The organism is Candidatus Zixiibacteriota bacterium (assembly GCA_018820315.1).
Lineage (GTDB): Bacteria > Zixibacteria > MSB-5A5 > JAABVY01 > JAHJOQ01 > JAHJOQ01.
Window position 1 is genome coordinate 42,697 of record JAHJOQ010000110.1, and the last position, 21,255, is coordinate 63,951.

Below are 21,255 nucleotides of genomic sequence, written 5' to 3' on the forward strand. Positions count from 1 at the left end.
CCGATTTTGGTTGAAGTGGTCGCAGGAATGGGTATATTAACTGGCAATATGGATAAGAGGCCACAGCATATGCGACAGGTATGTCGCTTAGTCACTTCACTGGGATACTTTTTCAATGACCGCTAATACGCAAACAGAACTAGATTTTAAAGATAACTCAAGAAAATGGATGCATGTCCCGCCGGATGGCTACAAAGGGCTTTCGGGATTCCACAAGTATTGGGGGAAGAAGCCCACCGAAGCATGGCGATTTCTGATTGAGAATCTGACTGATGTTGATGAGATTGTCCTAGACCCGTTTCTCGGGTCTGGCCTAATCGCAAAGGAATGCACTGACCTAGAAAGGCGTTTCATTGGCTTTGACATCAATCCAATAAGCATAGAGTTAACAAAGCTCTATTTGGATCTGCCTAGCTATAAAGATCTGAATAATGCAATTACTTCTATCGAGAAGGAAGTTAGGCCGATCATCGATGAGATGTATCTCTTGTCTGCCAATAATATCGCCACACACATTCTGTGGGAGAACAACCGCATCACAAAGGTCTGGAAGAAAGTCGGGAAAAATCGAGTTGAGCTTGATGTAAGCGAAGATGAGATCATTGGACTGGAACATAAAGATATATACAATCCTGAATATATCAGAGACCTAAGGTTATTTGATAATTCGCGCATTAATACTAAGAAAGAACTTGACATTAGGGACCTCTTCAACCCGCGAGCGTTAAGGGCTATCGACTTAGTTAGGAGTGAGATAGAGAAATATGACAAACGGATGAAGAGAGCATTGTCGCTTATTCTGTCATCGTCACTTGGTCAGATGTCGGAAATGGTCTTTGCAGTTTCTAAACGAGGCAAGACCACTGGAAAGGAGAGCGAAAAGATAGAGGTGGGTAGCTGGGTAATAGGTTACTGGAGACCTGAACAACATTTTGAAATTAATGCATGGAATTGCTTCGAGAATAAAGCGAGAAAATTACTAAAGGCCATTAGGGATATCGGAGCATTGAGACAGAACTCAATTGCATTGAATTTAGATAGGTTTCAGAATGATCGCTGTGATGTCTATGTATGCGTGGGTGACTCTGAGGATCTCTTGAAGGACATACCGTCCAAATCAGTTAGGGTAATACTGACCGATCCTCCGCACGGCGACAGAATTCCTTATTTGGAATTGAGCGAAATGTGGAACAGCATATTAGGGTTGGATTCAAAATATGATGGCGAGCTTGTAGTCTCAAATGCAAAAGGACGCGGCAAGGATATAGATGCCTATAATAAGAAATTATCATTGATCTTTGGGCAATGTTCCCGCATTCTCAGAGATGATGGCTTACTGGCTGTTATGTTCAATGCAAGATCTGATGATCACTGGGATAGTCTTCATGAGTTGGAAGAAGCCGCTGATCTCGAATATCTTGGTTGCTATCCCATGGAATATTCTGCTGGATCGGTAGTGCAAGATAACAGGAAGGGTGGATTGAAAACGGATTACGTACTCTTATACGGCAAAGACATTAGCAAAGAACGCCGGAAAAATATCATGGGAATATTCAACATAATGAATGAATGGTCAACTGATTACCCCAAAAAGGCTAGCCGACCATGTTAGATTTCGATACCGCTAATCAGATGTTCAAGGATGATCAGATTCGCGAGCTTTCTTCAACAAGTGAGGGCATGCGATTTCTAAAATTGCGTTCTCTTTCCAGAAAAGACCAGATGCAGTACCTTATAGAAAGTTCCAATATTGATGTAGGAGATACCAAATCTAAAGTGTGGTTGAAGACACTATATGAGTCGGATGTCGAGACATCATCAATAGACAATGTAATAGCTAACTTGTATGAGAAGGAGAGAGAAGTAAGGCGACAACATGAGAGTCAATTGGTGAGTGAGCTTTACAAGGTTCAGTCATTTCAGTGGGGCGGATTGCACCAGAACAGCCTGGAAAAAACAATAGTAGATAACTATGTGAAGAGAATCACTTCCTTTGATATTCTGAATTTTGCCATAGAGAATGACTTGCATAACAGCATGCGGGCTTATGTCTTAGCTTCATGGTACAATCACTGGAGCTCAATCGTCATAGAGGATGTTTTCAAAGAGCATGAAAAAGTAATACCAGCAGTAGGTCTAGTCAAAAAAATTGACTTTTTTGTCAATGACAAACCGTTCGACTTAAAAGTAACCTATTTACCTGAGGGTTATGTGCGAGATTCCCGGAAAGAACAAGGATTAAAGCCGGAACTTACTTTACTGAAATCCATGGCAAGGAGATTGAAGATTGCTTTTGATAAGGAAGTAGCGGATTCGGTTCTGGTTCCTGATCTGTGGAGAAAGTTGGACGACAGTCCTAGTGATAGCGCATCCGAGCTAATAGCCTCATTGCAGAAAAACAGAGAAACTCTCTTGAAAGAATGTATGGAAAAGCCGGAGCACTTAGTAAGATGGTTGTACGAAAATCAAGGGGTGCGACGTTTTGATGCATCTAATCGGTTGTTCTTAGTTTTAGTTGACAAAGGTGATTTCTTTGAATCTTGGAAGCTGAAACGAGCAAGACAGTTAATAGCGGATAGCGTAAGTTCGTATTTAGACAAGATTGAACAGGATATGGGTTTTGAACTAGAGTTTCATTGGGAAGGTAAAACTTATACAACCGAATCCGCTGCTATTTTCGTTGTTAAAGATTCCAAGACATAACAAAGTACTGCGCCTGCGTCCTGCATAGGCGGGCGAGCTTGGGCGTTATCGGCGTATGCCGGTCTGAACAATCATGATGGAGCTTCTGGCAAACAAGTATTTCCTCTGGATAGGGTTCAACATCCTCGTCCTGCTGATGCTCGCCATCGATCTCGGATTCTTCCATCGCAAGGATCACGAAATATCGATCAAGGAAGCTTTGCTCTGGAGCGTAATCTGGATCGTGGTAGCCCTGGTATTCAATGTTGGAGTCTATTTCTGGCGCGGGACTGAGGTATCTCTCCAGTTCTTCACCGGTTATGTGATTGAGAGGACGCTTAGTATAGACAACATTTTCGTTTTCCTGCTGATATTTACGTATTTTCAGGTGCCCACCAAGTACCAGTACAAAGTACTCATCTGGGGAATTCTCGGTGCGCTGATCTTCAGAGGACTCTTCATAGCAGTCGGCACGATCCTGATCGCCAAATTCCATTGGCTTATCTACGTTTTCGGGGCTTTTCTGGTCTTCACAGGTATCAGGATGGGATTCGGCGGCGACACCAAAGTTGAGCCGGAGAGAAATCCTATCCTCAGACTCGTTCGCAAGCTTCTGCCGATAACAGCAAAATATGAAGGGGGAAAATTCTTCGTCAGAAGAAACAAACGAACGCTCGGCACTCCACTATTGGTTGTGCTCGTGGTCATTGAGACGACCGATATTGTTTTCGCTGTCGACTCGATCCCTGCTATATTCGCAATCACGCTCGATCCATTCATTGTCTACACGTCCAACGTATTCGCTATTCTCGGGCTGCGCGCGCTCTATTTCGCCATGGCAGGTCTCATGAAGCTATTCTACTATCTGAGGTATGCGCTTGCAGCCATCCTGTCTCTTGTAGGTATTAAGATGCTTCTTTCGACGATCTATCCTATCCCCAATAGCATCGCACTGGGAACGGTGGCACTATTGCTTGCAGCCTCGATAATACTGTCGCTAATTTTCCCAAAGAAGAATGGCGAGACCGGAGACAAACATCCTGAGCAGACATCAAGAACAGCCTGAAATTGCCCATTTCTACAGCAATTCTATTCCTCTTCCTTCGGCTTGTACCCTATTCTGTGGAATGGATTGACAACTGACGATGCGATATTCGACAGGTGGGCAGCGATTCTCTTCAAGTAACGGATATAGAGTGCGGCAGCAGCGTAATCTCCGGGATTGAGATCTTCGACTTTACCAGTGACCAGCTTTGTTGCCATCACGTCGCAGAATTTCGTTATATCCGTGTGACCATCAAGTACAGTTTTGGCCAATTTGACGTCGAAGTCCTCCAGAGACCTGATCGTATTGGTGAAACGCCTTTCAATCGCCTGCTCAATATCGACCACTTCCGTCTCATTCTTCCCGAAACTGAGCCGCTTCGGGTGCATCTTCGCCAAATCCGCGAAATTCTTGCAGTAATCACCGATTCGCTCTACGTCGATGACGATGCTGGTAATCACCAGAGCCGCCGACACATCGAAACCTTGCTGCACAGACAAATGAGTGAGGACTTTCTTTCTGACCTCGCGCTCGAATTTGTTGATCTTTCTGTCTTTTTCGCGAAAATCGAAGCGCAACTCGGCGGTATCTAACCGACGGAGTGACCGAATTGCCTCGGCAAACATCTCTTCGTCTTCCTTCAACATCGTGATGACATCAGAGTATGCCTGATCAAGCAGACTCTCCCTGTTGAATAGATTCAATATTTCTCTAAGCATGTTCTTACCTCGTTAGTAATACGATTCCAAGCGGAATAGCATAAAAGAATACGACTACGAATGCAATAGGAAACATCCGATTCTTCACCGCAAGCGTGGCCGCATACTCTGCTACCCTTATTGGTACGATCCTAAACGGCCATATTATGATGATTCCGAAGACATTAAAGAGTAAATGAGCGAAAGCAACAGTCACAGCGCTGGCTTCTCCGGTCGCCATCGATGCAAGGATTGCTGTAACGGTCGTGCCAACATTGGCACCCAGCGTATATGGCAAGACTTGCCATAGATTTAGTAATCCGGCACCAGCCAGCGGAACGACCAGAGAAGTTGTGATCGAACTGGATTGGACCATCACTGTGACTACGAGGCCAAAGACCAGGCTGATGGCGGCGTTCTTGAAAATCACCCTGTCAAAGAAAACCTGGACTCTTGATACTACTACCGACTTCAGGGTCTTGACAAGATAGTTCAGGGAGACAAAGAGAAGTATTCCGGCAATTATGATTAGCATCCACGGGTTCCCACCAACCACTGCATCAATCAAATCCGCCGCTGGTTTGACCACTATTTTGATGGGGCTGGAGAATTTGGCCCCACTGACTCCAACGAACATCCTGGAGAGAAATTCAGCCGACCTACCCAGGAGATTGAACTTAATCTGAATGGGAAACAGTATGGCGACGGTTATCACGTTGAACGTATCATGCACGACGGCAGCCGAAAATGCTCGTCTGAAGTCGTCCTTCCGTCCAATCTGACCCAACGAGACCAGCATATTCGTGACAGTTGTACCGATATTGGCGCCCATCACCATTGGGATTGCCGACTGCAGACTGAGTGCCCCGCCGCCGACCAGCCCCACAATCAAAGAAGTCGTCACTGATGAACTCTGGACAAGACTCGTGACAATGACACCTATCATCAACCCCAGGAACGGGTTGGAGGTAGACTCCACCAATTGCTTTGCGAATCCACTTCCGAATGCTTTGAATGAAGTTCCGAGGAGTGCGATTGATAGAAGAAATACATAAAGAAGGACGACAATCTTGATTGCCGCCACAAGACCTGAAAGCCGCTGATCCCCTCCTAATCGCATCTCGCTCGCTAATATACGGATTTGGATGGCACACCGAAAGAAAATATTAGCGTTCTGTCAGATTTATGTCAGGGAATGTTGGAGATCGACTACGGATTGAGATGCCTTACTGAATTCCGCCGGATGATGAGCCTTGCGGCGTGAACTGTATTTATCTATATTCGTATCACGATGGATTCTCACTGGCTGGAACTTATCGCGATTGTCATTCTGATTCTCGCTAACGGCTTCTTTGCCGCCTCGGAATATGCCCTGATATCTGCTCGTCGAAGCAAGATTTCTCAGTTCATTAAGAAAGGCAACAAAAAGGCTGAATTGGTCGAACGACTGCATGCGAAACCAAATCGCCTTGTGGCCGCCATCCAGGTCGGGATAACGCTCGTGGGCACTCTGGCATCCGTCGTAGGTGGAGCTACTCTTGTCAAACGACTCAATGTGGTGCTTGCCGATAGTTCGATAGGAATTATCAGAGAATCGGCCGGATCCATCGCAATAACGGTTGTAGTTCTCGGAATCGGTTTTCTGACCCTGGTATTCGGAGAGCTGGTCCCAAAACGTCTCGGGCTTAAACACGCTGAGAGAATCTCATTAGCGGTTGCGCGAACAATATCGATCTTCATGATGCTCGCATATGTGCCGGTTAAAATTCTCACACTGTCAAGCAGGCTTGTCCTTAAGATCATTCGCCAGGATTCCGGACCACTGCAGTCCGTCATCACGGAAGATGAAATTGTCCATATCATTTCCGAGGGGCGAGAGTCGGGAGAATTCAGCCAAACTGAGCATGACCTCATTGAGTCTGTATTTGAGTTTACAGAAAGCACAGTACACAAGGTCATGACTCCCCGGATGGATATTTCGGCGATTAATGTCGACTGGGATGCGAGCAAGGCTCTTCGGTACATCTCTGAGGAGGGGTTCTCGCGCTATCCAGTGTTCAGAGATTCGATAGATAATGTCATCGGAATGATCTATACGCGAGATATCATAAATATACTGCTCCATTCCGGACTTATCATCCTCCAGGACATCATGCGCACACCTTTCTTCGTACCCGATTCAAAAGGATTGACAGAGCTGCTCAAGGACTTCCAGCGCAAGCAGATGCACATGGCTATTGTCCTCGACGAGTTCGGTGGAACAGCGGGTGTTGTCACTCTCGAAGATATCATGGAAGAGATCGTAGGCGAGATATGGGATGAATACGATGCCGAGGAACCGGATTACAAGTTTCAGGCCGATGGATCAGTCATCATATCGTCACGAATGAGTGTCGGAGACCTCAACAAACTTCTCGACACCAGGCTGCCGGAAGATGGCGCGGACACTATGGGTGGATTCATCTACAATCACCTTGGCGATATCCCTGCCCTGAATCAGAAAATCGAATATGGCAATATTCGGATCACTGTTACAGAAAAAACCGGCCACCAAATAGACAAGCTCAGAATCGAGATAATCGAATCATGATTAGCAGCATCAAAGAGCAGATATGAACCCTTTGCTTTACTCCGTTGTGCTTTCGTTGCTGCCGATTGCCGAGCTGAGAGGCGGCATTCCTTATGCCGTCGCAAACGACATCAGCCTGCCGGTCGCCTACCTGGTCTGTGTCGCCTCGAATATTCTGGTAATCCCAGCTCTTTTCATCTTCCTCGATACTCTGCACCATCAATTATATAAGATCGGTCCATACAAGTGGCTCTTCGACAAAATGGTCATCAGGACACTTCGCAAAGCCGAGACGAAGGTCGGCAAGTACGGCTACTGGGGAGTAATGCTCTTCGTCGCGATACCACTGCCTGTGACAGGAGCCTATACCGGCACGCTCGCAGCCTGGTTGCTCGAACTGAACAAACGCAAAGCCTTCTGGTATTTAGCGCTCGGGGTAGTGATTGCGGGAGTTATAGTCAGTGTCGCTACATTGACCGGAGTCGGCATCCTGCGCATCTTCACAAAATAGTACGCCTCTTTGAATTCATCCGGATTCGATCGTAGCTGCTATCCTGCGGTACCGTTCAGAATCCGCGTGAAATAGCTGCGTCAGGCAGTACACGAAATCACTCAGTACAGACTCTTGTCTGAAATCGCTGATCTGCTCGATCCTCGGATCGGCTCTGTAGAATTCATCAGCCCTTATCTCTGAGAGAATATGTTCGATTCGAGGATTGACAGGTATCTCGAATTCAGAAGGCAACGTGCAGTCCTTGCGGTCGAACATCTTCTTGACTGCGAGTAGAAACTCCTCTTCCGGCAAGTTATTTTTGTGAAGTTCTCCGAACACCTCTGCAATAAGCGGCTCAATTTCATGCCCGGCGAATGCCTCGATTCCGGCTCTCCCATATCGAATTCCGCAATGCAGAATCCGCGTCGCTGTCAGAATCCGTTCCATGCTTCCGATAATAGCGTCCTAAAACGAATCGCGCAAGAGTCTGGTACAGGTGGGATATCCCAATGTCCGCACCGAGTCGCAGCCCTTGAGAGCACCAGAAATATCTAAGCGAACAACAAAAGAGAAAGGCCCGCAAGGGCCTTTCTCACCATCTATATCTTCGAAGAGTGTTTACAATTCAGATATCTTGTACATCGTCACCGGGCCGAGCTCCTCGAGACCAGCCTTGATATCCGCTGCCTTGCCGACAACTACGAATATCATGTTGTCGTGATCGATATAGTCCTTCGCCGCCTTATTCGCTGCAGCGACATCGACACCGTTAATCTTTGACACGTATGATGTCAGGTATTCAACACCGAGCCCATAAAGCTCAGCGGTCTGAATCTGTTGAGCGATCTGTGCCGGAGTCTCGAATACCAGCGGGAAGTATCCGGAGTAGAACGAATGGCAGTCGTCGATTTCCTCGTCGGTCAGTCCCTCCGCCCCTACTTTCTTCAACAGTTCAATAGTCGAATTGATCGCGCTGGCGGTGTTCTCATTGCCGGTGAATGTCGTCACTGCAAAATCGCCGATATCGCGCTGATACGAAAACTGCGAATTGATATCGTAAGTCAGCCCCTGTTCCGCTCGAATGTCCTTCATCAGGCGCGAAACAAAACCGCCACCGCCGACTATGTAATTCATCACTCTGACAGCGAATATGTCCGGGTTGGATCGATTGATCCCAAGATGGCCGAACATGATGTTCGACTGAGTGGCATCCGGCTTGTCTATCAAGACAATCTTGTATCCGCTGATCGTCGGAGGGGCCGGGAAATTCATCTCCGGCACTGTGCCCTTCTGCCACGGGCCAAACTTAACTGAAGCCATCTCGAAAACTTCATCCGGCTTGATGTCTCCGACAACGATCAGAAATGAGTTGTTCGGTACGTAGTATTTCTGATGAAATGCGACCACATCGTCTCTGGTCAGCATCGACATGCTTTCTTCGGTGCCCATAGCGGGAAGAGCATACGGATGATCCCCAAAGATTTGTTTGTTGAACATCTCAGCTGCAATGCTGTTGGGATCATCTTTGGAGCGCATGATCGCAGAAATCGTCTGGTTGCGAATGCGCTCGACTTCATCGTCGGCGAATGTCGGATTGATGACCATATCGGAAAGAAGGTCGAATCCGACCGCAAGATGCTTCGAGAGCACTTCGCAATTGGCGTTGGTTTCATCAAGTCCGGCACCCGCAGCCAGCGATCCGCCTACGAAGTCTATCTCTTCCGATATCTGGTTGGCATCGCGTGTTGTCGTTCCCTGTCTCAGGAGAGACGCCGTGAAGTTCGCGAGTCCCGCTTTGTCGGCGGTATCAAAACTCTGACCGCCTCGTATGACGAGCCGTATCGAGACAACCGGCTGCTCGTGATGCTCCAGTGCGATAACCTCGAGACCGTTATCAAGTGTTTTCCGGTTCATCTTCGGCAGTTTCACATCGCTTGCCACGGCTGACGTGGCAAGAATAAAGGCTGCCGTCGCTATCAATGCAACAACTGTGATTGATCGATTTCTCATTACGTTTCACTCCCTGCCTTACAATCCAAAGCCCATGCCGGCGTCAGACTGCTCCGGCACCAGCGTAACTACGGTACGATTCCTGGAATCGAAGTACTTCTTGGCAACTCGCATCACGTCATCGGCGGTCACAGCCATGTACTTGTCCATTTCTCCAAACATATTGCGATAGTCGCCGGTGAGGGTCTGATACTGCCCGAGCATCTGAGCTTTGTCATCGATGGACTCCATCTGCCCGACCAATTCCGCTTCGATCTGGTTTTTCGCTTTCTGCAATTCGTGATCGGTAAGCGGTTCATTCTTGATCTTCTCCAATTCATCATAGAGAGCAGCCTCCGCAGTCTCAGTCGTCGCTCCCGGATTCATGAATGCGAACACGTAGAATAATGCAGGGTCTTCTCTTGTCTCGAACTGACCACCTGCGAAGAGGCAGATTTGTTCGTCATAGACAAGACGTTTATAAGCGCGTGAACTCTGCCCGCCAGAGAATACTCTGGAGAGCACGTCAAGCGCGTAAGTATCTTCGTTAAGCATCTCCGGAGTGTGGTATCCGGCTATGAAGACCGGAAGCTGTGCCTGCTTGTGGAATTCCACTCTCCTCTCGCCCATCTGCACCGGCTCCACCGTATGAGGACGGGGGGGCTCAGCACCGCGCGGAATTGCACCGAAATGCTTCTCGACAAGCTGCATGGCATCCTTCGGATTGACATCGCCTGCAATCACAAGGGTTGCGTTATTGGGAACATAGTACGTATCGAAATAATTCCGGCAATCATCCAGCGTTATCGATTCGAGGTCACTCATCCAGCCGATTACGTGCCAGCCATAAGGATGCGCATTGTATGAAGTCGCAAACAACTGCTCGACAATCGGCATGAATGGATTGTTGTCGATGCGCCAGCCCCGCTCTTCTATGATGACCTGCCTCTCCGAAGCAAGATTCTTGTCATCGATGGTGAGATTCTGCATCCGTTCGGCTTCCAGAGATAGCGCCAGATCAAGCTTTTCATTACCGAGTGTCTCGTGATAGACGGTCTGATCGAAATAGGTGTATGCGTTCGATGTACCACCGTTCTTCTGGACTATTCTGGCGTGTTCCTCTGGCGGTATGTTCTTCGAACCTTTAAACATCATGTGTTCAAACAGGTGCGAGATTCCGGTGATTCCCGGCCGTTCGTTCTTCGAGCCGACATGATACCAGATCTGACTGGTTACAGCCGGCGTCGAATGATCTTCGAGAATGATCACCTTCAGGCCGTTATCCAACTCCGCTTCAGTAATCGGCCACTCGGCTGGACCTGCAGCGATGGCCGGTACCGACATCAGACAGAACGCTGTCAACAGCGCAATAAGTGTTAGTTTCACTTCCTTCCTCCTTCCATATTGACAGATACTCTCATTCCAATCGGGCTAATATACTCTTTCCAGATCGATTTTGGCAACCGGTTTAACAACAGAATTGAAAGTGCGCTGGTTTCGCAAGCTTTGCAGATTATCGCGTTCCTGCTGGACAAACTTCCCCTGCCGGAAACCGCACATGTTGCAAGGTTATTTGATTCTTATCTCGTAGGGACTCCTGAAATAATACCCGTTTCCCAATCCGGCAGCGAAGTCATCAGGTATTTCTGCGACTTCCGGATGTGTGACTAATCTGATAAGACCTGCCACAGTCGCCAGGGGCTGCAAGCTCGGAATCGCTGAGTGCTGCCTGGTCGGGACAATCTCCACAACAACATCCCGGCGCTTGATACGTGCCAGCTGGCAGGCTGTGTCTATCGCATCGGAAATCCCGCCAATGCCGTCAATGAGATTGCGATCAAACGCGCGATTTCCGCTCCATATACGTCCCTGAGCAACCTCGTCAACTTCGTCGTACGTCATACCCCGATTTTCCGCCACGGTATTGACGAAATCATCGTAAACAAGCCTGATCTGCTTGTGGAGCTTCAGGCGCTGCTCATCGGTGAAACCGTGCGCCATCGAAAAAAAATCGGCGTTATCTCCCCTCTTGACGATATAGGTCGAGAAACCAAGATTCTCGCGAAGCCTCGACAGGTCGAGTTTTCCGTAAATCACGCCGATCGATCCGGTGACTGTCGAATTCTGCGCCAGTATGTAGTCCGAGGCGGATGAGATATGATACCCCCCGGATGCCGCAACATTGCTCATCGAGACAATGACCGGTTTCTGTTCCTGAGTCAGTTTCAGTTCACGCCAAATAGACTCTGAACCAAGCACCTGCCCCCCGGGACTATTCACCCTGAGGACAACCGCTTTGACAGACTCATTCGTACGTGCCCTGCGAATTGCCTGATTCAGCGTCTCAGATCCAAGAGACTTGCCGGTGAACAAGCTGTTACCGCTGACTCCGTCTGTGATTGATCCCTCGGCTGGAATGATTGCAACGCATGGAAGCTCACCCCATCGAGCATCATAAGTCCCGATATCAATGTACTGCTTGAACGTTACCGGCGATGCACCACTCAACTGAGCTCCGGCCCAGTCCTCGAATTCGTCCGGATAGATGAGAGTATCGACGAGCCCAGCCTCAAGAGCATCGACAGATGTAATCGGCGCATTATCGATCAGCAACATTAGGCTGTCAGACGAAATCGCTCGCGATTCTGCGATTCCGCACATCACCTGATCCCAGATATCATCGAGGAGAGCATCAACTGCCTCCCGGTGACAAACCGACATGCTGTCGCGGGTCACCAAGTCGGAGGCTGTCTTATAATCACCGATATGCTCAAGCTGTGCATCGATACCGAGCTTGTCCAAAGTGCCCTTGTAGAATGTTACTTCAGCCCGCAGGCCCATCATTTCGAGCTGATCGAGCCTCTGCATGGCGATCTTATCGCACGCTGATGCAAGATAGTATGATCCTGTCCCGGATAATGGTGCAAGAAAACAGACGACCTCTTTTCCCCGCGCCTTAATCTGCATGATCTTCACCCGTAGTTCCTCAAGTTGGGCAAAGCCGAACTTCGGATGGTCTAAATACAATGCGATGCCTGTGATGTGTGCATCATCGCGGATGCGATCCAGTCCAAGGATCAGATCGGAGAATGTCCGCCGCTCCTTTTTCCAGAGAAAGCTTGTCTGACGTTCCTCAGGATAAGATCCGGAAAGTTTGAGAACCGTGTAACGATTTGGGTGTAGCAGAGCATAGCCACGGGTGTTATAACTGTAACCGTACGAGACCACGCCTGATCCAAATTCCGGTTCATCGTCGAAGTATGCATAAGACTCTACGACGGATCGACCGAAAGCAAGAGACAATCCGATTCCAAAGAACTTATTCTCGTCGGCATGCCCACTTACCCACATGCCATCTTTGAGCTTGATGTCGGCGAATGCCGTAAACCTGCCATGTTTGAATTTCTCGCCGCCATAGAACAGGTAATCACCCGATAGCGTGATCTTCTCGCCGAAAGGCCTCAGTCCGCCACCTACGGTGTACTCCACGCTCGTCTTATCACCCTCGAACTCCATACGGTTCAGATTGTTAGCAACAGCGGCCAACGAGAGCTTCCTGTTTGGGCGATAAACCATGCCGATTTTCCAGAAATGGTCGTTGTGGAATCCCTGTCGATCGGTCTTGTAAAATGTGTAGCTCGATCCGACCAGCAGCCGTTTGTTATAGCGCGAGGCCAGCGCAATCGTCCAGGAACTGACCGAGGGCTCGCCACTGCGCTTGAGGCTGTAGTAACCCAGCCCTAATCCGCCGCGAGAAAAAACGAGTCCATTGTCACCGTCGAATGTCGAATCATCAAACGAGTGATAAAACTGCATCTCGAGATAGGGGTTCGATTTCATGACAGCAGGATTATAAAAGACTGCATCGGTACCATCGACAGATGCGACTGATCTTGCACCGTGCGGGTAACTAATGGATGGATACCGCACCGCATTCGCATTAGCTGCAATTGCAGTCAGTATGATCAGTATTCCTGCGACAACTCTCTTCACGTACATGGCCACTCCCTGGCTGACTATTCACTTATATCAGAGGGCATTCGCGCTGATCGGATCGAGCCAACCCGGCATCGCGAGTCCCGTTACGATTGCTATCATAATCGTTCAAATGGAATCCGGCAACAAGTCTTTGTGAAGACTAAAGGACGGGGTCTGAGTGTAGGAAGCTACAACCGAATAGGCAGGTGTGATATATCCTGTGTCGCTCGGCGATCTGTCTACGGCACTCCATAGAATTTCTTGCCCTGAATGCTGACCGTACCGATCCCACTAATATCGACATTTACTTTAGATTCAGGATTGTCTGTGTGAGCTACAAGGCGGTGCCGCCCCATCTCCTCCGATGTGACTGTTATGCCTGTCATGTGTATCCTTCCCCCCCGTTCGACATTCAAATCGAATTCCGCCTCGACATCTTCCGGCAATATCAGCTCCACATTTGAGAAATCATCGGTAACATATAGCTCGGCGTCCTTAAGCTCGATAATCTCAGCGTCAATAGATCCGTAAGTCGTAACAAAGCGAGATCTGCCGCTCGTGAGCTTGATACCTCGAAGGTCAATTGCCGAATAGGACGTCACACATTCCACAACACCAGTCAGGCGAGAAATCTCTATCACCCCGTATTCATTCCTGAAAAGCGCCATTCCATCCTTTGTGTCTATTTTCTGAGCACGGATCATGTTGTTAGACGTGGTTACGTCGATGGCGCCCTGAATATTGTCGAGGTTTACACGGCTGTTTTCAGTAAGAATCTTGAGCATCTGTGTAACGTTTGATACCCTGATTCTCCCGTAGTCATTCAAAACTTCAACAATCGTGAATGGACCCTGGATATTTATGTCAAAATACTCCGCCTGCAAGTCGATTCCAAGACTCTCTGGAAGCACAAGCTCGATTTCGAGCCTGGCGCTCTGGTCGGTGCCCTGCCAGGGCGCTCCCCGCTCAGCGTCGGCACGAAGCACGAGAACTCCATTAGACTTGTCGGACACCAGCTTTATGTACTTTGCGAAGTTCTCCGCCTCATCGAGTGATCTCGCCTTGAAATGTTCTGAGTAGACAAGCCTTGTTTCGGTAGCTGAAGTCTTCATAGAGATTGTGCCCGTAAATCCCGACGAGGCTGTGAACGCCAATCTGGTGATTCCGTCAAAATCCAATTGTTCAGTAATCGTTTCTGACTCATAAATATTGCCGGTCACATTCGTAATCTTGACAGTCTGAGCCGAGGTGCCTGAAAACGACAACAGGAGAATCAAGATTGGCAAGTATGTCGCATGTTTACAGGTCTGAATTGGCATAATATCCCTCTCGCTCACTTCCTGACTACGGTTTCCCCAGCCCCAGGTTTCGTCTGTTTTGCAGATTGAAAAGCCTGTGAGATTTCATACATGGCAATTCCCGCTGCAACAGGGGCACTGAGCGATTCGCAGCCATCTCCGATCGGAATTCGGATCACCTTGTCGCACAATGAAATAACGCCAGCCGAGATACCGTGAGCCTCGTTTCCGATAACAAGGCACACTGGTCTGCTACCTTCCGGCATACTATCAGAAATATCGCTTTCAGAACTCGTTCCAACTACTCTACGTCCGGAAGCCTTCAGTTCAGTCAGCAAATCAGCCAGTTCAGCGTCGGCATGGATATCAAGGTGAAATATGCTGCCAGCAGATGCCCTGACGACCTTGGGCGAATACAACTCGACAGAACCTGAACTCAGTATCACATCTCTGAAACCGAATGCGTGCGCCGACCGCAGAATTGCACCGAGGTTTGATGGGTCTGCCATCGCGTCAAGAGCAAGAATCAGCTCCGAGTTAACCTTCGCAGGAGTGTCGTTCTTCTCAGGTCCTGATAGCACCGCAACGATTCCCTGCGACGACCGGGAGCTATCGAAACGTCTCAGATCCCTGGCTGCCAGTTCGAATATCTCCTTGCCGTCCACTCTTCGAAGGAATTCCTCTCCAGTCGAAGTCAGTTCAGACCGTGACACGACAAGATACTGGATCGGCCAGTTCGCCTTGATCGCTTCCTCTATTACTCTCACTCCGGAGACAAGGAAAGCGTTTCTCTCCCGCCGTCCCTTGACCGTCAACAGCGAGACGAATTCTTTTAGCCTGCTCCCACTCAGTTTCATGCCATCAATTAAGCGGAAAAGTCAGTTTAAAGTCAACCGAAACAATTAAGCGTGATTTCTGTTGCGATTGGGTTCACCGTTTCGTAGTTTCTTCCGATGATTCGTCTAAGAATTCTCTTTGGCTTGCTTCTTCTGCTGCTCCTGCACACATCCGGGCTCGGCGGACAGGCAAGGACTCTCGTCAGATTCGATCTCGACAGTCTTCTATCACGCGGCTTTCCCGAGTACCAGCCGAAGCTCGGAGGTGCGAGAGTCGGCCTGGTGATGTCTGGTGGAGGAGCGAGAGGTTTAGCACAAATCGGCGCATTGAAAGTCCTCGAAAATAGCGATATTGAAGTAGATCTCATCGCCGGCACAAGCATGGGTGGTGTGGTGGGCGGACTGTGGGCCGCTGGATTCTCCGCAGACAGCATCGAACGCCTGGCCAGGAATGTTGATTGGTCCAGTTTTTTCTCCGATAGACCGAAAAGGTCTAATCTCTTCATGACACAGCGTGAGGAGGGAGAGAAACATCTGCTGACGCTTCGATTCGACGGGTTCAAACCGACAATCCCGACCGCTCTCACCTCAGGACAGAAACTGACCTCGCTCCTCAACAGACTCTCTATCGAGACAAACTATGGTTGCCGCCACGATTTCGACAGGCTTAGGATTCCTCTGAGGATATGCGCAGTCGATATTCTGACAGCTAAGCCGGTTATCATTCGCAAGGGGAATCTTGCAGACGCCCTTAGAGCGACTATGTCCGTGCCGCTGGCTTTCACACCGCTCGAGATTGATTCCATGATGCTCATGGATGGTGGACTGCTGATGCCAATACCGGTTGAAGTCGCTCGCGACGCAGGAGCAAACGTCGTAATTGCCATCAACACAACATCAGGACTGCTCGAAAGAGATCAGATTTCTGATGCGATCGACATAGCGAATCAGACCACGACTATCATGCAGCTTGAGACCAGAAACAATGAACTTTCCAAAGCAGACGTGGTGGTCACTCCGGATCTCGGAGGGAAATTGGCAACCGATTTCAGCGGAATTGACCTAATGATTGCTGCCGGAGAAGCGGCGATGCTGGAAGCCCTGCCACAAATCAGGGCGAAGATTGACACCGAACGGTATTTGTGCGGCGACGCAGCTTCGGTGCGAGTCGATTCCATATCAGCCCCGGGATTTTTGCGGACTAATCCGACAGTTATTGATCTTACCAAAACGGCCAGGCAGGGGAAGCTGCTCACCATTTTCCAGATTAGGCAGGCCGCACTTCAAATCCTGAACTCGGGGACCGTATCTCATCTTGAGGTAAGGCATGTTGAGTCTGACAGTCTCGGCCTGCTTATCTTGGAATCATGCCCGATATCGCCTGCCGCCAGGGTTGGCTGGGTTGGCAACGAGACTATCAGCGACGGAACAATTCGGAGTGCTATCAGCTCATGTGACTCAACCGAGAATGGCGCCGATGCTATTCAGGATGTCTATGACCGATTCTCCGTCCTCTACAGGAGCTGTGGATATGATCTAATGGAGATAGACTCGGTTACGTACAATATTCTCGCAGACTCAACCACTTACTACATCTCCGAAGGTTTGATTTCGCGTGTCATGATTACAGGCAACGACCGCACTCGAGGCTGGGTGATCAAGCGGAATTTCACTCTTGATCCGGGCGAACCGTTCAATCTTGAAGCCGCTGAGAAGGGAATGTCGAACATCTATTCGACCGGGCTGTTCGAACGGGTCAATTTCGATGTAGAGCGTCGCGAAAATGAGGCGCTCGTGCGCATCGAAGTCAAAGAGAAGAAATTCGACCACATGCGCATCGGAGCACACTACCACGAGCACTACCATGCAGAGACTTTCGCGGATTTTGCCGACGCGAATGTCCTTGGATTGTCACACGAATTGTTTTTCAGGGTCCAGTACGGCGAGAAACGGAAGTACTACAGTCTGAATCTTAAGGCAGACAGGATATTCGAAACCTATCTCACATATCGCATAAAGTTGTATCACGAAAGGCTGAAGCGAGATCGGTATGAGGACAATGTCTCACTCGGATTCAACAGAGAGCGACGCACCGGCGCTATGGTAGCTTTCGGCCAGCAGATATCGAAACTTGGGACGGTTACGATCGAGGCAAGAGCGGAGCGGCTCCGAATCGATCTGCCGGTATTCGCGGGACTGATACACAGAAGTCTGCGCAGCATTACCCTGCGGTCGAAGGTCGACAATCTCGACAAATACCCCTACCCCGATGCAGGTGTCGCGGCCCACTTCTATCTTGAGCTTGCGTACGATGCTTTCGGCGGAGAAGACCGCTATAAGAAGGCGTATTTCGATTGGAAGGCACAGATTCCTCTCAGTGATAAGCTCGGTCTCCAGCCAAGCTTCGCCATCGGTGCGTCCGATGTCGCGCTGCCAATGTTCGAGAAATTCTCCCTCGGTGGCAACAGGAATCTGTATGGATACCACAACGACGCTCTTGAGGGAGATAAGCTGTTCAGAGGAAGTTTCGGCCTTAGATATGCCCTGCCGTACGGATTTTACGTAACGGGACGGTATGATGTCGGCAATATCTGGAGTACACTCGAGGAAATTCGTTTTGACAACCTGCTCCACTGCTCCGGCGTAGAACTGTCATACGACTCTCCGCTCGGACCGATTTCGGTCAGCTATGGCCGAGCGGAACGCGAGCATGAGCGCGCGTATATCGATGTCGGTTATGATTTTTGAGAAACGATGCTTCCTGACGGCTCCCGCGAAGCAAACCACACTCCCACCAACACAAGGGCAATCCCGAAACCTAGCCGGGCTGTAATACTCTCATCGAGGATTAGCCAGCCGAGAAAGAGCGCTACAATCGGCGTGACAAATCCGACCAGCGACAGTGTGACAGCATTCATTCTCGATAACAGATAGAAGAAAGCCCAGAATGCAAACGCTGTTCCGACCAGAGCAAGATGCAACGTCGAAAGAATCGTGTTGGCGTTGAGCTTGAGTGCAGATACGTCATCAAATACAAGCGCCATTACCAACAACAGAATAAAGCCTGGTATCATCTGCGTGTGCGTCAACAGAAGCGGATCGACATGGCGCAGATGTTTTCTCACGAATACCGTGGTAAATCCCGCTGTCGCCGAAGCGAGCGTGATAACGACAGCCCCCCATATTGCCATTTCCCCATGCAGAGAGATATCGCCGAGATAGATCACGACTATTCCGGCAAAGCCTACAACGATGCCGATGACTTTTAACACGGTCACCCTCTCGCTGCGGAGCATCATGTATGAAAACATCGCAACGAAAAATGGAATCGATGCGAACAGAACCGAGGCGGTCCCTGACGACACGTAATTCTGTCCCCAGTGAATGAATCCATAACTCACGCCGTACGACAGCGATCCTACCAGCATGATTTTGCCCCAATTGCCAGAAATCGATTGATAGCTCGGGCGTTTGAATAGTATCACCGAGCCAAGGGCTATAAAACTGATGAAAAACCTTATGGTGGCAAGCCAGAATGGCGGGGCCGATTCGAGGCCGATTTTCACGACCGGCCAGTTCGATCCCCACGCAAGCGCAAGTGCTACGAAGAGTATGAATTCACGCAAGCTTCTAATCTCCTCCGAATCTGGAGATAAGTGCAATCCGGCGCCAAGTCAACCTGAATTCGCAGTCTGCATGATTTGCGTGGAAGATTGCCGGACAGCCGGCTAGTGCGCTGTACCAGCAGAAGCACTCGTCGGTGAAGGTGTCGAGTGAATGATTTTGAGGTCCTTGATTTCTATCACCTGTGGCTCAGTCTTACCAGTCTCAACTATCGAACAGCCCCAGATCGACCGGACATGCGCTCTGTTCCATCGGGTCAAATCGATTTCGATCTGTGTGAACTCCTTTGAGAGAGTCTTGTCGACCGCTGGAAAGGTGCCGTTCGGAGAATCGCAATCCTCGATAAGCGAGAAGAACTGAACGTCTATCTCGCTGGCTTGTGATCGTGCGAGGAATGTAATCTTCTCGGCGTTTTCCATGTCGTAACCATCTTTGCCGAGGAGGATTTCCTCGTCAGGCGAGAGAGTGAAAATGCAGCTGATGCGATCAGAGTTGTGATTGCTGAAACTCAGAATAACAGTTGATCCGCGATCACCACTGCAATCAGATTCGATCAATGAGCCGCACGATTCGATTCTCGCAAATCGGCTCTGGTCACTGCATGGCACAACCGGCTCCGGTTCACCCTCGCGGACAAGCGTCACGTTGTAGCTGACTGTATCCGCCGATTCCGGAATAGTGGCGAGGCAGTACCGTACCATGAACCCTTCGCGCGATGCTGATATCGCACAATCAATATGATCTGACTCCACATAGGTAAGCGCCACGCCATCTTTGTCGGTGAAGAAGTAATTCTCGCGACAATCCACAAAAAGCATCACATCCGGCACCGGGTAACCATTTGAATTATGGAATATGCCTTTCAGTATGACGCCGGCTGCAGGCTGAGATATGCAGAATAGCAGTAAGAATGCAATGACAGTACGACTCATGAATCGGATTCCTTTCCAGCATTCTATCGGCAAATTGACGGTTTGGAGGCATCGCGCGGAAGCCTCAAACGGCCATTCTGTTCAAGTTTACAGCAGTGCGTCTGCGGATTTCGATTTCGATAATCTTAGTTATCCTTTGACACCGGATTAGCTATTGCGTAGTTTATGGCCATGGAAGAGACAAAGCCGAAAGAGACAACTCCCGAGACCGAACCGATCATAGCCTGGTCAATCCATCCGGCAAAGCAGAGGCTCTGGGTGACAGCTGCGGTGATAGTCTTTATTCTGATAATCGCCATCGGCATTTATTCGTGGACTGTCTCGGCACTATTTACGGCGCTTGCGACGATGATACTGATCGGTTCACTATCAGGCTACTTCTTCCCGACTTCATACAAATTCTACGACGACCAGGTTGTGGTCAAATATACGATCACAAGCATCAAGAAAGAGTGGTCTCAGTACAGATCGTATTACAAAGACAAGAGTGGCGTGCTTCTTTCGCCGTTCACCCAGCGGTCGCGTCTCGAAAACTTCAGGGGCATATACATACGCTTCGGAGATTGCGATCGGGAACGTGTGATGGAATTCATAAAATGCAAAGTCGAAAGTGACGACAATGGGACTCGGTGATATGATTCCGGGCAGCAAGGGGCAGCCGGAGAGTCAGAAAGAACTCCCGCCGGAGCAGCAGGAGATTCTCGAAAAAGTCGCGAAAAAAGTCGTGCGGTGGCGCATGGCTGTCCCGGCGATCATGGCGCTTGAAACTGCCAAGCCGCTCACCTTCATCGGGTCGCAGGTGATGGTATTCTTCGAGCCGATTGTGCAGACAATATTCTCGATAAAGTACTACGACACCTTTCGTGAAATGATGGAAGATCGCGAGAATGTCGAACGGCTGCTCTTGTGTATTGAGAAATTCGACGCCGAGCTCAAGGTCAGAGAGAAAGACTACAACAAGAAGCTCAAGAGATATCTCAAGAAGCAGTCCTGGGGCAAGCGTTTCTGGATGTGGCTTACCGGCCGCTATCCCAATCTCGAACAGCTCGAAAAAGAGCTGTCAAAGTATGGCGCTATGTCGAGCGAAGATCTCGACGCTAAATGACGCCGA

At 49.2% G+C, this 21,255-nt stretch carries 18 protein-coding genes; 8 read left to right on the top strand and 10 right to left on the bottom strand.

From position 1 onward, the window contains the following. Positions 1 to 115 precede the first annotated feature (115 nt). The 3 genes from KKH67_10960 (at position 116) to KKH67_10970 (ending at position 3,748) form a co-directional block, all read left to right on the top strand. The gene (locus KKH67_10960) at positions 116 to 1,612 is read left to right on the top strand and encodes a hypothetical protein (GenBank protein ID MBU1319697.1); all 1,497 of its coding nucleotides are present in this window, start codon (positions 116 to 118) and stop codon (positions 1,610 to 1,612) included. Then, complete coding sequence (locus tag KKH67_10965) at positions 1,606 to 2,703, top strand: hypothetical protein (GenBank protein ID MBU1319698.1); 1,098 nt, start codon at positions 1,606 to 1,608, stop codon at positions 2,701 to 2,703. Before KKH67_10960 ends, KKH67_10965 begins: the two co-directional genes overlap by 7 nt. Before the next feature lie 76 nt (positions 2,704 to 2,779). Beyond that, positions 2,780 to 3,748: a TerC family protein gene (locus KKH67_10970; GenBank protein MBU1319699.1), complete on the top strand. Its 969-nt coding sequence runs from the start codon at positions 2,780 to 2,782 to the stop codon at positions 3,746 to 3,748. Between the two features lie 23 nt (positions 3,749 to 3,771). On the opposite strand, the gene KKH67_10975 is transcribed toward KKH67_10970, so the two are convergent. Then, a complete protein-coding gene (locus KKH67_10975) occupies positions 3,772 to 4,446 on the bottom strand; it encodes a hypothetical protein (protein MBU1319700.1) in 675 nt (224 codons plus the stop codon). 4 nt (positions 4,447 to 4,450) lie between these two features. Next, entirely contained in the window at positions 4,451 to 5,545 is a 1,095-nt protein-coding gene (locus tag KKH67_10980) for a Na/Pi symporter (protein MBU1319701.1), read from the bottom strand. 171 nt (positions 5,546 to 5,716) lie between these two features. On the opposite strand from KKH67_10980, the gene KKH67_10985 reads away from it, so the two are divergent. Both KKH67_10985 and KKH67_10990 read left to right on the top strand, forming a co-directional pair. Beyond that, positions 5,717 to 7,015: a hemolysin family protein gene (locus KKH67_10985; protein ID MBU1319702.1), complete on the top strand. Its 1,299-nt coding sequence runs from the start codon at positions 5,717 to 5,719 to the stop codon at positions 7,013 to 7,015. A 22-nt stretch (positions 7,016 to 7,037) separates the two neighbouring features. Then, positions 7,038 to 7,505, top strand: a complete 468-nt coding sequence (locus tag KKH67_10990) for a small multi-drug export protein (protein ID MBU1319703.1) — start codon at positions 7,038 to 7,040, stop codon at positions 7,503 to 7,505. A 15-nt stretch (positions 7,506 to 7,520) separates the two neighbouring features. Here the strand turns inward: KKH67_10990 and KKH67_10995 are convergent, their stop codons facing one another. The 6 genes from KKH67_10995 to KKH67_11020 form a co-directional block, all read right to left on the bottom strand. Continuing rightward, on the bottom strand, positions 7,521 to 7,934 hold the full coding sequence (locus KKH67_10995) for a hypothetical protein (protein ID MBU1319704.1): 414 nt from the start codon (positions 7,932 to 7,934) through the stop codon (positions 7,521 to 7,523). A 171-nt stretch (positions 7,935 to 8,105) separates the two neighbouring features. Further along, positions 8,106 to 9,497, bottom strand: a complete 1,392-nt coding sequence (locus KKH67_11000; GenBank protein MBU1319705.1) for an insulinase family protein — start codon at positions 9,495 to 9,497, stop codon at positions 8,106 to 8,108. An 18-nt stretch (positions 9,498 to 9,515) separates the two neighbouring features. Then, positions 9,516 to 10,862 carry an insulinase family protein gene (locus tag KKH67_11005; GenBank protein MBU1319706.1) on the bottom strand — a complete coding sequence of 449 codons (1,347 nt, stop codon included), beginning with the start codon at positions 10,860 to 10,862 and terminating at the stop codon, positions 9,516 to 9,518. Positions 10,863 to 11,045: 183 nt separating this feature from the next. After that, positions 11,046 to 13,475: a signal peptide peptidase SppA gene (sppA, locus tag KKH67_11010; GenBank protein ID MBU1319707.1), complete on the bottom strand. Its 2,430-nt coding sequence runs from the start codon at positions 13,473 to 13,475 to the stop codon at positions 11,046 to 11,048. A gap of 218 nt (positions 13,476 to 13,693) precedes the next feature. Then, complete coding sequence (locus tag KKH67_11015) at positions 13,694 to 14,773, bottom strand: hypothetical protein (GenBank protein MBU1319708.1); 1,080 nt, start codon at positions 14,771 to 14,773, stop codon at positions 13,694 to 13,696. A gap of 14 nt (positions 14,774 to 14,787) precedes the next feature. Then, on the bottom strand, positions 14,788 to 15,609 hold the full coding sequence (locus KKH67_11020; GenBank protein ID MBU1319709.1) for an RNA methyltransferase: 822 nt from the start codon (positions 15,607 to 15,609) through the stop codon (positions 14,788 to 14,790). Positions 15,610 to 15,705: 96 nt separating this feature from the next. On the opposite strand from KKH67_11020, the gene KKH67_11025 reads away from it, so the two are divergent. Further along, positions 15,706 to 18,336 (top strand): patatin-like phospholipase family protein, encoded by a 2,631-nt coding sequence (locus KKH67_11025; protein ID MBU1319710.1) that lies wholly within the window; start codon positions 15,706 to 15,708, stop codon positions 18,334 to 18,336. Here the strand turns inward: KKH67_11025 and KKH67_11030 are convergent. Together KKH67_11030 and KKH67_11035 are read right to left on the bottom strand one after the other, a co-directional pair. Then, positions 18,324 to 19,214 (bottom strand): EamA family transporter, encoded by an 891-nt coding sequence (locus KKH67_11030; protein ID MBU1319711.1) that lies wholly within the window; start codon positions 19,212 to 19,214, stop codon positions 18,324 to 18,326. The two genes, KKH67_11025 and KKH67_11030, sit on opposite strands and share 13 nt — an antisense overlap. A 102-nt stretch (positions 19,215 to 19,316) precedes the next feature. Continuing rightward, on the bottom strand, positions 19,317 to 20,144 hold the full coding sequence (locus tag KKH67_11035; GenBank protein ID MBU1319712.1) for a hypothetical protein: 828 nt from the start codon (positions 20,142 to 20,144) through the stop codon (positions 19,317 to 19,319). A gap of 171 nt (positions 20,145 to 20,315) precedes the next feature. Between KKH67_11035 and KKH67_11040 the strand changes: the two genes are divergently transcribed. Both KKH67_11040 and KKH67_11045 read left to right on the top strand, forming a co-directional pair. Beyond that, a complete protein-coding gene (locus KKH67_11040) occupies positions 20,316 to 20,777 on the top strand; it encodes a hypothetical protein (GenBank protein MBU1319713.1) in 462 nt (153 codons plus the stop codon). Next, positions 20,764 to 21,249 carry a hypothetical protein gene (locus KKH67_11045; protein MBU1319714.1) on the top strand — a complete coding sequence of 162 codons (486 nt, stop codon included), beginning with the start codon at positions 20,764 to 20,766 and terminating at the stop codon, positions 21,247 to 21,249. Before KKH67_11040 ends, KKH67_11045 begins: the two co-directional genes overlap by 14 nt. The last annotated feature ends 6 nt before the right edge of the window (positions 21,250 to 21,255 follow it).